Raw genomic sequence first — 13176 nt, 5'->3', positions numbered from 1 at the left:
TCTTGCCCCGCCCCCCACCTATTTAAACACTTGTTTTCCCCCCCTCTCCCCCACCCCGCCGCTCTGCCGCGCGGGCGGGGCGCGCGCGCGGCCGGCCGTCCGCAGGAAAGGACTCGACATCATGAGCGTTGACGCGCTGAAGAGCGCCCTCCCGGGCTACGCCAAGGACACCAAGCTCAACCTCGGCTCGCTCACCTCCACCTCGCAGCTCACCGACCAGCAGCTGTGGGGGACGGTGCTGGCCTGCGCCCTCGCCACCCGCAGCGCCACCGTCATCCGCGAGCTGGCCGAGGACGCCGGCGACTACCTGTCCGCCGAGGCGTTCGAGGCCGCCAAGGGCGCCGCGTCGATCATGGCGATGAACAACGTGTACTACCGCGCCACGCACCTGATCGGCGACGAGACGTACGCGACCCTGCCCGCCAAGCTGCGGATGTCGATCATCGGCAAGCCGGGCGTGGACAAGGTCGACTTCGAGCTGTGGTGCCTCGCCGTGTCGGCGATCAACGGCTGCGGCCGGTGCCTGGAGTCGCACGAGAAGGTCGTCCGCGAGGCCGGCCTGTCGCGCGAGCTCGTCCAGGAGGCGCTGCGGATCGCCGCGGTCGTCAACGCGGCCGCCGCGACCCTGGACGCCGAGGCCGCCCTGGCCCCCGCGACCGTCTGACACCTCCGCGGACACATGAGGGCCCGGGTGCGGAACGCACCCGGGCCCTCACGTTTCCCGCGCTATCGCCTCGCCGCCGAGGTCACTCCCACTCGATGGTGCCCGGGGGCTTGGAGGTGATGTCGACGGCGACCCGGTTGACCTCGCGGACCTCGTTGGTGATCCGCGTCGAGATCTTCTGCAGCAGGTCGTACGGGAGCTTCGCCCAGTCGGCCGTCATCGCGTCCTCGCTGGTCACCGGGCGCAGCACGATCGGGTGCCCGTACGTCCGGCTGTCGCCCTGCACGCCCACGGACCGGACGTCGGCGAGCAGCACCACCGGGAACTGCCAGATGTCGCGGTCCAGGCCTGCGCGCGTCAGCTCCTCGCGGGCGATCGCGTCCGCGTCGCGCAGGATGTCCAGCCGGTCGCGGGTCACCGCGCCGATGATCCGGATGCCGAGCCCGGGCCCCGGGAACGGCTGCCGCCACACGATCTCCGACGGCAGGCCGAGCTGCTCGCCGAGCGCCCGCACCTCGTCCTTGAACAGCGTCCGCAGCGGCTCCACCAGCCGGAACTGCAGGTCCTCCGGCAGCCCGCCGACGTTGTGGTGCGACTTGATGTTCGCCGCGCCGGTACCGCCGCCCGACTCCACGACGTCCGGGTAGAGCGTGCCCTGCACGAGGAACTCGACCGGCTCCGCCGCGTCCTCGCCGACGATCTCCCGGGCCGCCTCCTCGAACACCCGGATGAACTCGCGGCCGATGATCTTCCGCTTCTCCTCCGGGTCGCTCACCCCGTCCAGGGCGGCGAGGAAGCGCTCCTGCGCGTCCACGACGTGCAGGTTCACCCCGGTCGCCGCGACGAAGTCCTTCTCGACCTGCTCCGGCTCGCCCTTGCGCAGCAGCCCGTGGTCGACGAACACGCAGGTCAGCTGGTCGCCGATGGCGCGCTGGACGAGCGCCGCGGCCACCGCCGAGTCGACGCCGCCCGACAGCGCGCAGATCGCCCGCTTCCCGCCGACCTGCTCCCGGACGGCCTCGATCGACTCGTCCGCGATGTTCACCATCGTCCAGTTCGGCCGGCAGCCCGCGCCCTCGTAGAGGAAGCGCCGCAGGATCTCCATGCCGTTCTCGGTGTGCAGCACCTCCGGGTGGAACTGCACGCCGAAGAAGCCGCGGTCCCGGTCCTCCATGCCGGCGACCGGCGTCACGTCCGTGCTGGCCGTGACCGTGAACCCGGCGGGCGCCTCGCGCACGAAGTCGCGGTGCGACATCCACACCGCCTGCTCGTTCGGCAGCCCGGCGAACAGCATCCCCGGCGAGGTCACGGCGACGGTCGCGCCGCCGTACTCGGCGACGTCGGAGTTCTCCACCGCCCCGCCGAGCGCCTGCGCCATCACCTGGTGGCCGTAGCAGATTCCGAGGGTCGGCACGCCGAGCTCGAACAGGCCCTCGGGCGCCGCCGGCGCCCCCTGCTCGTACACCGACGCCGGCCCGCCCGACAGGATGATCGCCTTCGGCCGCTTGGCGAGCATCTCCGCCGCCGGCATGGTGGACGGCACGATCTCGCTGAACACATGGCACTCACGGACCCGCCGCGCGATCAGCTGCGCGTACTGCGCGCCGAAGTCGACGACGAGAACGGTGTCAAAGGACTGGTCTACGGCCACCAACAACGCCTTTCGCACGGGCCTGGAAAGAACTCCAGTCTACGGGGCCCCATCCAGGGCCGATGCGCCCGGCCGGGTCACGGCGGTCACATTGGGCGACTGGCCGAAAACGGTCGGCATCCGTTTACCTTGATCACACGCGCAGCAGGACTTCTCTCTGATACGTCTTGATAACGCCCTGTGTCCAGTCGCTGTCCGTACGCATTCAGCAGTCCCTCCCTAGGAGTGTCGTGAAGCTGCTCGCTGCCGCCGCCCTCATCACCGCCCTCGTCCCCGCCGTACCGACCGGTCCGGCCGGAGCGGGCGCCACGGCCGGGCGAGCACACCCCGACGCGCCTCGCGCCGCCGGCCCGAACGCCTGCGCCGCGCCGTCGAACGCCCGGCTCCGGCGGCCCGACGCGCACGTGCGGGAGCGCAACGCCCTCACCCCTTCGGAGTCCGCGAGCGTCGAGCAGCGCCTCGGCCAGACCCTCAGGGGCCTCGGCCTCGGCGCCATGGACCGGCCGGACGACCAGTCCACCCCGTCCGACCTGCGCGCCGCCGGCAAGATCAGCGTCCCGGTGTACTTCCACGTGCTGCACGACGGCTCCACCGGCAACGTCCCCACGTCGGTGGTGAAGCGGCAGATCAGCGTGCTGAACGCGTCCTACGGCGGCCGGTACGGCGGCGCGAACACCCGCGTGACGTTCCACCTGAAGGCGATCAGCCGCTCCGACAAGGCCGCCTGGTTCAACGAGCCGGAGCGCTACGAGGGCACCTACAAGCCGAAGCTCCGCAAGGGCGGCAAGGGAACGCTGAACCTCTACAGCGCCCGCATCGGCGGCGACCTGCTCGGCTGGTCCACCTTCCCGTGGAAGTACAAGTCCGAGCCCAAGATGGACGGCGTCACCATCCACTACGGCAGCATGCCCGGCGGCCCGATCGACAACTTCAACCGCGGGTTCAGCGCCACCCACGAGGTCGGCCACTGGCTCGGGCTCTACCACACGTTCCAGGACGGCTGCGGTGGCAAGGGCGACCGGGTGTCCGACACCCCGGCCGAGCGCGACCCCACCAACGGCTGCCCGTCCGGCAAGGACACCTGCCCCGCCCCCGGCGACGACCCCGTCCACAACTTCATGGACTACAGCTACGACACCTGCATGACCTCCTTCACCGCCGGCCAGGGCGCCCGCATGCACAAAGTCTGGACCGCCTACCGCCGCTAAACCCCACCCCCACAAACCCCAGCACGCACGGCGCACAAACACGGCACGCCCGGTTAACACACACACCGCAGCCACCCAGCGCGAGCTACCCCACCACGAACCCACACCACCGACCCACGCCACGGACGCTCGCCACGATCGGCCAGCACGCAACACGCACCCGCAGCACCAACGCGCAGCACTAAGCGCCCCAACACGAGCACTACACGAACGGCATAGCACCCGCGTCCGGCCTTGGCGGTCCCACGGCACGGGCGCACGACACGGGCAGCCCAGCATGAGCGCACAACGTGGACAGCCCAGCATGAGCCCACGACATGGACGTGCTGGACGTGTGACACGAGTGGCCAGCACGCCCACAGCATGAGCGCACGGCAGTGACGGTCGAGCACCAGCGGGCGGCGCGGCCGCACGGCACTCGCCACATGAGGACGAACGAGCGGCCCGACACCGGTGCTCCAGCACGATCAAGTAGCACAGGTGGCAACGCCTGCTACCGAACACCAGCGGCCCGGCATCAGCCGCCCGGCATCAGCCGCCCAGCATCAGCGCGCAGTACCGCCGGTCCAGCGCAGCCAGACAGCAACGTTGGGCAGACGGTCAGCCAACGCGGACGTCCCAACATCGGGAGCCCACCAGCAGCGCGCAGCACGGCCAAGCTGCACCACCGCGGAGCCAGCAGCGCAGGGCACGGTCGGCCCAGCACCACGGCGCGCGACACGGAAGCGCAACATCGCCGGAACAGCACCAGCGTCCAGCGGCACGAGCGCACGACACGGGCATTCCAGTATGGGCGCACAGCATGAGCGCGACACGAACGCGCGACACGAGCGGCGGCCAGCGCGCACGGAGCACGAGCGCACAGCATGTCTGCGCAGCATCACCGGGCACCAGTCGCTCGTCGCGAACGCGCAGCACCGACGCGCAGCGCTGAGCGCGCCAGCAGGAGCACTACACAAACGGCATGGCGCCGCGTCCGGCACTGGCCGTCCCACGGCACGGGCAGTCCCACGGCACGGGCAGTCCAGCGTGAGCGCACAACATGGACGTGCTACGCGGATGTGCGGCACGAGCGCCAGCGCGCAAGCAGCACGAGCGCACCGCACAGCCAAGCGGAACCGGCGCGTGTCATGGCGGCACTGGCACCAGCGCGGGGCACGCGGGACGGTCACGGGCGGGCAGCACGGGCGGGCAGCACGGGCGGGCAGCACGGGCGGGCAGCACGGGCGGGCAGCACGGGCGGGCCTGGCGGGACGCAGCTGCGTGAGCGAGGAGGAGGTTAGCGGGCCTTGTATGTGGTGAGCAGGCGGTCGGCGTCGGGGGGTGGCAGGCGGCGGACGGCCTCGCGGAACGTGACGCCGGAGACGTCGGCCATGTGCGCCTCCACCCATGCCGTCACCCAGGCGGGATCCTTCTTCGACAGTTCGCGCAGCACCCACCCCAGTGCCTTGCGGATGAAGAACTCCTTTTCGCCTATAAGGATGTCTCCGTATCTGGTGAGCCGGTCCAGGTCGGGGGTTCCGGCGCGGACGCCCGGTAGCAGCGCGAGGAGCGACGTGCGCCGTATCCACATGTCGGGATCGCGAACCCACGCGTCCAGCACCGCGCTCAGGTCGGGGTAGCGGACGATCAAGCGGCCGGCGACCCTGTCGGCGAGCTGGTCAACCATCACCCAGCCCGCCGAGTCGCGGATGAGGCGCTCGGCCACGGCCAGGTCGCCGGGGACGAGCAGGTCCACTCGCTTGGCCAGCACTTCCACGGCCGACATGCGCGCCTCGTGGATGGGACGGCCGTCGTCCGTCGCGGTCCACAGCGCGTCCACGAGCCCGAGCAACTCGTCGCGCGCAGGGCGCACCCTGACCGCCGACACGGCGATCTTCCGCAGCGCCGGGACGGGCACTCCGATGTGCGCGAGTTCGCTCTTCAGGTAGCGCTTCTCGCTGTCGGCCCGCACCGGATCGGCCTGGGCGCGCAGCTCTCCCAAGATCCGTTCGGCCTCGTCCTCGGCGTCCATGCGACGACGTTACGCGGTCGGTCTGACAATCCGGCGCCCACGCCGGCGGCCCCACGGCACGGCGCCCACGCTACGCCTCCGGTCTGACATTCCGGCGCTCGCGCTACGGCATCGCATTCAGCATTTCTCGCCCCTATTCGTCCAGGTTTGCCAAAGACGCACCCCTTGTCGGCAATCACCCTGGTTCCAGCGATGACTCCGCTCCCCCGCGCGCCCGTCACCGGACGCGCCGCCCCCAAGGAGTTCCATGAAACGCGCTGGAATCGCCACCGCCATCGGCATGCTCGCCGCGTTCACCGCCTACGCGCCCGCCGCCGCCCCCGCCCTCTCCGCTCCCGTCCCGGGCGCGAAGTGCAGCTCCGAGACGTCCGCCGCGCAGGCCCGCGTCCGTGCCGGCTCCCACGCCACGGAACGGCACCAGCCCGGTGCCGCCAAGGTCGCGGCCATGGAGAAGGACTTCCACGACCGTCTCGGGCAGCTCGCCGCGTCCGGCCGCCTCAAGGCCGCCGCCTCGATCACCGTCCGCGTGCACTTCCAGGTCATCACGAGCGGCAGCACGGGCTCGCTGTCCGACGCGACGCTCAACAAGCAGCTCAGCGTCCTCAACGCCGCCTATGCGCCGAGCGGTGTCTCCTTCACCCTCGCCTCCATCACGCGGACGAACAACGCGGCGTGGTTCTCCGACCCCGAGGGCAACGAGACGGCGATGAAGAACGCGCTCCACACGGGCGGCGCCCAGGACCTGAACCTCTACACCGCCGACCTGGGCGACAGCCTCCTCGGCTGGGCCACGTTCCCCAGCGACTACCGCTCCAAGCCCAAGCTGGACGGCGTCGTCATCCACTACCAGAGCGTCCCCGGCGGATCGCTCACCAACTACAACGAGGGTGACACGGCGACCCACGAGGTCGGCCATTGGATGGGGCTGTACCACACGTTCCAGGGCGGCTGCAGCGGCCAGGGCGACCGGGTGTCCGACACCCCCGCCGAGCAGAGCCCCGCCTCGGGCTGCCCCACCGGCCGCGACACCTGCTCCTCGTCCGGCCTGGACCCCATCCACAACTTCATGGACTACAGCTACGACTCCTGCATGTACGAGTTCACGCCCGGCCAGACCCAGCGCATGAGCGACCAGTGGGCCGCGTACCGCGCCTGACACTCGGCCCGGTTCCGGCGCCGGAGACCCACCCCCTCCGGCGCCGGGCACGCCCCCTTCAGGGCGTTATACGCGAGCGAAGGTGTCGGCGTTGGTCAGGACGGCATGCGCCCGTGGCAGTTCGATCAGCTCGGGCGCCCGTCCCGGCGCGGGCGGCTTCAACGCCTTATCGGACACCACATGCCACATCGTCTCCAGGCGTCCGTCCCGCAGGAGTCCGGTGAAGGACGCGACGGCGTCGCCGTGAGGCCCGGAACGGCCGAACGCGAAGTGTGCGCACACGCCGACGTGCAATCCCGTGATCTCGGCTTCCTCACCCGCGAACGCGCTGTCGCCGAGCGCGGTGCGGAAGGTGCCCCACAGCCTGCCACCGGCGTCGTCAGTGATGACCAGCGTCGACCCGTACTGATTGCGCCACGTACCGATCCAGCTGACGGTGTTGTCGTTGCTCATTCCTCCACGATCGCCGTCGCATGTCTCCCGAACCAGTGGCTGGAAAGTCGCGATGCGGGATTATCCTGCCGACCATGCTCCACCGCGTCGCGGCGCTGGTGAGGCCGCCCCAGTCGACGTTCGAGCTGGGATGCGTCGCCGAGGTCTTCGGCATCGACCATCCCGGCGTCGAGACCCGCTACTCCTTTCGCGTCTGCGCCGAGGTGCCCGGGGCCGTGGCGACAAAGGCGGGCTACCGCATGTTCGTCGAGCATGGCCTTGGGCTCCTCGCCGAGGCGGACTCGGTGTTCCTGACCGGCTGGCCCGACCGGGAGGCGCAGCCGTCTCCACGCCTCACGCGCGCCCTGAGGAAAGCCCACGAACGTGGCGCCCGCATCGTCGGCGTCTGTTCAGGCGCGTTCGCACTCGCCGCTATGGGGCTCCTTGACGGCCGTACCGCGACCACCCATTGGCGCATGGCGGACGAACTCGCCCGGCGCTATCCCGATGTGACCGTCCAGCCTGACGCGCTGTACATCGACCATGGTGACGTCGCCACGAGCGCGGGCACCGGCGCGGCGATCGACCTCGCGCTGCAGCTCGTCCGGCGCGACTTCGGTGCCGCATATGCCAACGACATCGCGCGGCACATGGTGCTTCCGCCGCACCGTGATGGCGGCCAACGCCAGTACTCCCGCGTCCCGCCGTCCAGGGACGTCGGCGACGAACGGACGCTCTCCCCTGTCCTCGAATGGGCCGAGGCGAACCTGCACAGGCCGATCACCATCGACGAACTCGCCACGCAGGCCGGGGTCTCGCCGCGCACGCTCGCGCGCCTGTTCGACCGGCGTCTCGGCACGACACCGGGACGATGGCTGCTCCGGCGCCGCATCCAGGAGGCATGCGCCCTGCTCGAACGGACGGACGCGACCATCGAGTCCGTCGCGTCCGCCACCGGGTTCCCGGACACGTCGAACTTCCGCCGCCGCTTCGCCGACGAGATGGGCACGACCCCGAGCGCCTACAGGCGAACGTTCGCCGTTCCCCGCTGAGGCACTCCAAGATCATGACCGAGTCCGGAAATGGCCCGGCGACCAGCACCGATGCGCCCGGCCATCCGCACGGCCAAGGGCTCCGCCGACGAGCCGGACGGAGAGTTATCCACAGAACGACGTTCCACTTCCCCGGCCATCTGCGGGGCGTGAGCATGGGACGCGGTGGGCCTGCCAGGAGGCATCGGCCGCGTTCCGGTTCGGAGGCGGGGACGAACCGGAGCGCGGACCGGTCAGGTGATCTCGACGATAGGAAGGTGGAGTGCCGCTGGAGCATCCGCTGGAACGACGGGATTCTTCGGAGGGACGGGGGTGATTCTTCGATAGGTGCCGCCCAGCTCGGGGCGGGTGTCGGCCTCGCCCCGGTTGGGCCAGAAGGACATCGCGCGTTCGGCCTGCGCGGTGATCGTGAGGGACGGGTTGACGCCGAGGTTGGCGGAGACCGCCGAGCCGTCCACGATGTGCAGGCCGGGGTGCCCGTACACCCGGTGGTAGGCGTCGATGACGCCGGATTCGGCGGAGTCGCCGATGGCGCAGCCACCGAGGAAGTGCGCGGTCATCGGGACGTCGAACAGATCGCCCCAGGTGCCGCCGGCGATCCCGCCGATCTCCTCGCCGATCAGCCGGGTCGCCTGGTGCCCCTCGGGGATCCAGGTGGGGTTCGGCTCCCCGTGCCCCGCGGACGCGCGGACGTCCCAGCCGAACGGGCCCCTCTTCGGGCGGAGCGTGATCGAGTTGTCCCGGGTCTGCATGACCAGCGCGATCACGGTCCGCTCGGACCAGTGCCGGACGTCGAAGAGCTGGATGAGGTCACGGGGGCGGCGCACCGCCTCGCGCGCGAACTTCAGGATCCTGGGGGTGTGCCGCTCACCGGGCTTGTCCCCGTCGATCAGCAGGGTCTGCAGCCCGGCGAGGAGGTTGGACCCGCGGCCGTAGCGGACGGGCTCGATGTGGGTCTCGGGAGTCGGATGGAAGGAGGAGGTGATCGCCACGCCCCTGGAGAAGTCCGGGCCGGGCGTGCCGTTGCGGCGGCCGCCGCCGAGGATGGCCTCGGAGTTCGTCCGGGTCAGCGCGCCGAGCCGATCGGACAGGCGCGGCAGCAGGCCGGTGCTCTTCAGCTTGTGGAGCAGCTTCTGCGTGCCGTAGGTTCCGGCGGCGAACACCACCTGCCCGGCGGTGAGCGTCCTGCGGTTGCGCCCGAACGAACCGGTCCGCACGATCTCGACCGCGTAGCCGCCGCCCGCCAGCGGCTTCACCGAGGTCACGCGGCTGAGCGGCATCACCCGGGCGCCGGCCTTCTCGGCGAGGTACAGGTAGTTCTCGGTGAGCATGTTCTTCGCGCCGTGGCGGCATCCCACCATGCACTCGCCGCACTCCAGGCAGCCGCGGCGGCGCGGGCCCACGCCGCCGAAGAAAGGGTCGCCGCTCTCGACGCCCGCGCCACGGCCGAAGAAGACGCCCACCGGAGTCTTGACGAAGGTGCCGGCCGCGCCCATCCGGTCGGCCACCTTCCTCATGACCTTGTCGGCCTCGGTCGTGGTCGGGTTCTCGACCACGCCCAGCATGCGCTTGGCCTGGTCGTAGTAGGGGGCGAGCTCCTCCTGCCAGTCGGTGATGTGCGCCCACTGCCGGTCCTGGAAGAACGGCGCGGGCGGCACGTACAGGGTGTTGGCGTAGTTCAGCGACCCGCCGCCGACACCCGCGCCGGCCATCACCAGGACCCGGCTGGACTTCGCGCCGCGGATGAGGTGCAGCCGCTGGATCCCGGTGAGGCCCAGCGCGGGCGCCCACAGGTACCGGGAGACGCGCCAGTTCGTCTTCGGGAGCGCGGGGTACCGGGCGCCGGGCGCCGCGGACGGGGCGGTGTCGAAGCGGCGGCCCGCCTCGATCACACCGACCTTGTACCCCTTCTCGGTCAGCCGCAGCGCCGAGACGCTGCCGCCGAACCCTGACCCGACGACGAGCACGTCGAAGTCGTGCTTCACGGCCATCCTTACTTGATCCGCAGCTTCTTCATCAGCTTGATGCCGGTGGCCATGAAGTCGGCGAACCTGTCATAGCCGAGGGACCCGGGCGGCTCGAGGTCCATGATGTGCTGGCTCGCGACGGTCTGCACCTCGGTGAACTTCAGCATGCCCTCGGCGCCGTGGCGGCGGCCCACGCCGGACTGCTTCATCCCGCCCATCGGCGAGTCGTAGGACGCGTAGGCGGCGCCGTACCCGTCGTTGATGTTGACGGTGCCGGCCTGGATCCTGGCGGCGAGCCGGCGGCCGCGCGCGGGGTTCTTCGTCCACACCGACGCGTTCAGCCCGTAGGCGGTGTCGTTGGCGCGGGCGACGACCTCGTCCTCGTCCCGGTACTTGTAGATCGCGACGACCGGACCGAACGTCTCGTTGGCGCACAGGTCCATGTCGCCGTTGACGTCCGCGAGGAGCGTCGGCTCGTAGAACAGCGGGCCGATGTCGGGCCGGGCCTTGCCGCCGGCGAGGACGGTCGCGCCCTCCTTGACGGCCTGGTCGACGTGCCACGTCACCGCGTCCAGCTGGCGCTGGTAGGTCAGCGAGCCCATCTCGGCCTCGAAGTCGAGGCCGGTGCCGAGCTTCATGCCCTTGACCAGCTCGACGAGGCGCGGGACGAACCGGTCGTAGATGTCCTCGTGGACGTACATCCGCTCGATCGAGATGCACAGCTGCCCGGCGTTGGTGAAGCACGCGCGGACGGCGCCGCGCGCGGTCCGCTCGACGTCGGCGTCCGCCATCACGATCATCGGGTTCTTGCCGCCGAGCTCCAGCGAGTACGACACCAGCCGGGGGGCGACGCGCTCGGCGATCGCCTTGCCGCCCCGGGTGGAGCCGGTGAACGACACGTAGTCGGCGTTGTCGATCAGCGGGTCGCCGATCTCGCCCGGGTCGCCGACGACGATCTGCCACACGTCGCGCGGCAGGCCCAGCGCGACCAGCAGGTCCAGCACCCACAGGCTGGACAGGCACGTCTGGGTGTCCGGCTTGTGGATCACCGCGTTGCCCGCCATGATCGCGGGCGCGATGTCGCTGGCGCCGAGCGCGAAGGGGTAGTTCCAGGGCGAGATCAGCGCGACGACGCCCTTCGGGTGCCGCAGCTCCTGCACGCGGGTGAGGCCCGGCATCATGCCCTGCCTGCGCCGCGGCTTCAGCAGCTTCGCGGCCCGGCGGGCGTAGTAGAGCGAGCACAGCGCCACGTCGAGGAACTCCTCCATCGCGTGGCGGCGGGCCTTGCCGGTCTCGAGCTGGATGACGTCCAGGATCTCCTCGCGCCGGTCGACCAGCGCGTCCGACAGCCGCAGGAACGGCTTGACGCGCTCGCTCACCGGCAGCGCGGCCCACGCGCGCTGCGCCTCGCGGGCCCGCTCGTAGGCGGCCCGGATGTCGTCGGCTCCGGACTGAGGGACCGTCGCGAGCGGCTCGCCCGTGAACGGACTGGGGATCGTCACCGTCTCGGCGCCGCCCGAAGCGACATGGGAGGCCAGCCGGTCGATCAGGGACTGCGGGAGCTCGTGCTCTGCCTCGCCTTTGGCAGGGACCGTCGGGGATGCCATGCAGGCAGGGTATGACCCCCTGGCCATTTTTGGCTACCCGCAGGTAACAGGGCACTTGCCGTGAAATGCCCCACCTTCCATGGGTTTCTCCGTCGGGCACTGACAACCGCCCACCGAACGGACCGTTCCAACCCCGGCGGAGTTGCGCAACTCCGGGACTGACCGCGTCCGACCGGTGTATTCCGAGAACAGGAGGAGAATCCGGCGCCCATCCCGCCGCTCCCGGACGTCCGCTGCCGCGCGTCAGGAGCGCCGTGGACGCGCGCCATGGCAGCGGAGGGAACAGCACATGAACGACGCCCACGGCGACCTACGGCCCGAGGGTGACCCGACGGACGCGAGCGACCCCCGCACCCCGCGCCCGCCCAGCGGCGGCAGCACGACCCCGTCCGCACCCCCCACAGAGACCACCGCCGGTACGGCTACTCTCCCGGACGGCCCCGCCGTCGGCGGAGCACTAGCCACGACCACCCTCACCGAGGAACCGGGCGAGTCCGGCAAGGGCACGTCCCCGCGCACCGCCGTGCCCGCCGCCCGACCGGGCGAGCCGGAGAGCGGAAGCCAGGCACCACTGCCCCCCGGCTTCGGCGGCCCTGCCGTGACCACCGAGCCGCGGACGCTCCAGCGCGACGCCGGCCGGCCACAGCAGCCCACCCGCGGGACGGGACGAGCGGGCCATATGAACGCGCGGCAGGAGCGCCGGGAGCATACCCGGACCGCCCTGCTGTCCGCCGCCGAGCGCCTGTGGGCGGAGCGCGGCATCCACGGCGCCTCGCTCGACGACATCGCCGCAGCGGCCGGCCTCACCAAGGGAGCGGTGTACTCGAACTTCGCCGGCAAGACGGACCTGCTGCTGGCGCTGCTCGAACGCTTCACCAGCGACCGGCTCGGCACGGACGTCTGCGACGAACTGCGGTCCGCCGACCAGGCGCGCGACGACGACGAGCGCACCGGCCGCAACACCTCGCGCGACGGCTCCGACGACCGCGCCCGCCGACTCGCGCTCCTGCTGGTGGAGTTCTGGCTCTACGGCATGCGCGACTACGCAGCGGGCTGGCGGATCGCCGACTGGTACGCCGAACGCCGCGCCCACCTGGCGAGCGAGTTGCGCGACGTGGACGGCATCGCCCCGTCCGAGCGCGCGGCGCTCGCGATGGCGCTGGACTTCGGACTGGCCTTCCAGCACCTGCTCGACCCCGACCGCGTCCCCGCCGACCTCTACTCGACCGGCATAGACCTCATGCTGGGCCGAGCAGCCAGCTAGCCGGCCCACCAGACGCGGTCGACCAGGCACACACCTCACCGGTCGGCCCACGCAGCCGTCCTGCAACCCGCCAGCCCGCCCGGTCAACATGGCCAGGCGACACGGTGGACCACCGCAGAAGATCGCCCGCCCAACCGGCTCGCTGAAACCGCCGGTTGGGC

10 protein-coding genes are annotated in these 13176 nt (G+C 70.9%); 5 read left to right on the top strand and 5 right to left on the bottom strand.

The window, feature by feature from the left end; translation table 11 throughout:
* Positions 1 to 121: 121 nt before the first annotated feature.
* Complete coding sequence (ahpD, locus tag ABZ914_RS33535) at positions 122 to 664, top strand: alkylhydroperoxidase, AhpD family (protein WP_387021762.1); 543 nt, start codon at positions 122 to 124, stop codon at positions 662 to 664.
* Between the two features lie 82 nt (positions 665 to 746).
* Here the strand turns inward: ahpD and guaA are convergent, their stop codons facing one another.
* A complete protein-coding gene (gene guaA, locus ABZ914_RS33530) occupies positions 747 to 2321 on the bottom strand; it encodes a glutamine-hydrolyzing GMP synthase (protein WP_500198177.1) in 1575 nt (524 codons plus the stop codon).
* A gap of 224 nt (positions 2322 to 2545) precedes the next feature.
* Here guaA and ABZ914_RS33525 point away from each other — a divergent pair, with 224 nt between their 5' ends.
* Positions 2546 to 3523 (top strand): zinc metalloprotease, encoded by a 978-nt coding sequence (locus ABZ914_RS33525; RefSeq protein ID WP_500198175.1) that lies wholly within the window; start codon positions 2546 to 2548, stop codon positions 3521 to 3523.
* 1279 nt (positions 3524 to 4802) lie between these two features.
* On the opposite strand, the gene ABZ914_RS33520 is transcribed toward ABZ914_RS33525, so the two are convergent.
* Positions 4803 to 5537 (bottom strand): DNA alkylation repair protein, encoded by a 735-nt coding sequence (locus ABZ914_RS33520; RefSeq protein ID WP_500198173.1) that lies wholly within the window; start codon positions 5535 to 5537, stop codon positions 4803 to 4805.
* 247 nt (positions 5538 to 5784) lie between these two features.
* Here ABZ914_RS33520 and ABZ914_RS33515 point away from each other — a divergent pair, with 247 nt between their 5' ends.
* The gene (locus tag ABZ914_RS33515) at positions 5785 to 6693 is read left to right on the top strand and encodes a zinc metalloprotease (RefSeq protein WP_500198171.1); all 909 of its coding nucleotides are present in this window, start codon (positions 5785 to 5787) and stop codon (positions 6691 to 6693) included.
* Between the two features lie 66 nt (positions 6694 to 6759).
* Here the strand turns inward: ABZ914_RS33515 and ABZ914_RS33510 are convergent, their stop codons facing one another.
* Entirely contained in the window at positions 6760 to 7146 is a 387-nt protein-coding gene (locus ABZ914_RS33510; RefSeq protein ID WP_500198169.1) for an avidin/streptavidin family protein, read from the bottom strand.
* A 74-nt stretch (positions 7147 to 7220) separates the two neighbouring features.
* Between ABZ914_RS33510 and ABZ914_RS33505 the strand changes: the two genes are divergently transcribed.
* Positions 7221 to 8177: a GlxA family transcriptional regulator gene (locus ABZ914_RS33505; protein WP_500198167.1), complete on the top strand. Its 957-nt coding sequence runs from the start codon at positions 7221 to 7223 to the stop codon at positions 8175 to 8177.
* Between the two features lie 233 nt (positions 8178 to 8410).
* Here the strand turns inward: ABZ914_RS33505 and ABZ914_RS33500 are convergent, their stop codons facing one another.
* Both ABZ914_RS33500 and ABZ914_RS33495 read right to left on the bottom strand, forming a co-directional pair.
* Positions 8411 to 10168 (bottom strand): FAD-dependent oxidoreductase, encoded by a 1758-nt coding sequence (locus ABZ914_RS33500; RefSeq protein WP_500198166.1) that lies wholly within the window; start codon positions 10166 to 10168, stop codon positions 8411 to 8413.
* A gap of 2 nt (positions 10169 to 10170) precedes the next feature.
* The gene (locus tag ABZ914_RS33495) at positions 10171 to 11751 is read right to left on the bottom strand and encodes a succinic semialdehyde dehydrogenase (protein WP_500198165.1); all 1581 of its coding nucleotides are present in this window, start codon (positions 11749 to 11751) and stop codon (positions 10171 to 10173) included.
* 289 nt (positions 11752 to 12040) lie between these two features.
* Here ABZ914_RS33495 and ABZ914_RS33490 point away from each other — a divergent pair, with 289 nt between their 5' ends.
* Positions 12041 to 13015 (top strand): TetR/AcrR family transcriptional regulator, encoded by a 975-nt coding sequence (locus tag ABZ914_RS33490; RefSeq protein ID WP_500198163.1) that lies wholly within the window; start codon positions 12041 to 12043, stop codon positions 13013 to 13015.
* The last annotated feature ends 161 nt before the right edge of the window (positions 13016 to 13176 follow it).

This window comes from Spirillospora sp. NPDC046719, from assembly GCF_040645715.1.
Taxonomy (GTDB): Bacteria; Actinomycetota; Actinomycetes; order Streptosporangiales; family Streptosporangiaceae; genus Spirillospora.
This window is presented reverse-complemented; position numbering and strand designations above follow the sequence as displayed.

What these genes read in the sequence shown, in the direction of transcription:
- ABZ914_RS33520 (WP_500198173.1), bottom strand. Translation starts at nt 5,537, where the DNA reads ATGGACGCCGAGGACGAGGCCGAACGGATCTTGGGAGAGCTGCGCGCC.
- ABZ914_RS33505 (WP_500198167.1), top strand. Translation starts at nt 7,221, where the DNA reads ATGCTCCACCGCGTCGCGGCGCTGGTGAGGCCGCCCCAGTCGACGTTC.
- ABZ914_RS33510 (WP_500198169.1), bottom strand. Translation starts at nt 7,146, where the DNA reads ATGAGCAACGACAACACCGTCAGCTGGATCGGTACGTGGCGCAATCAG.
- ABZ914_RS33490 (WP_500198163.1), top strand. Translation starts at nt 12,041, where the DNA reads ATGAACGACGCCCACGGCGACCTACGGCCCGAGGGTGACCCGACGGAC.
- ABZ914_RS33515 (WP_500198171.1), top strand. Translation starts at nt 5,785, where the DNA reads ATGAAACGCGCTGGAATCGCCACCGCCATCGGCATGCTCGCCGCGTTC.
- ahpD (WP_387021762.1), top strand. Translation starts at nt 122, where the DNA reads ATGAGCGTTGACGCGCTGAAGAGCGCCCTCCCGGGCTACGCCAAGGAC.
- ABZ914_RS33495 (WP_500198165.1), bottom strand. Translation starts at nt 11,751, where the DNA reads ATGGCATCCCCGACGGTCCCTGCCAAAGGCGAGGCAGAGCACGAGCTC.
- ABZ914_RS33500 (WP_500198166.1), bottom strand. Translation starts at nt 10,168, where the DNA reads ATGGCCGTGAAGCACGACTTCGACGTGCTCGTCGTCGGGTCAGGGTTC.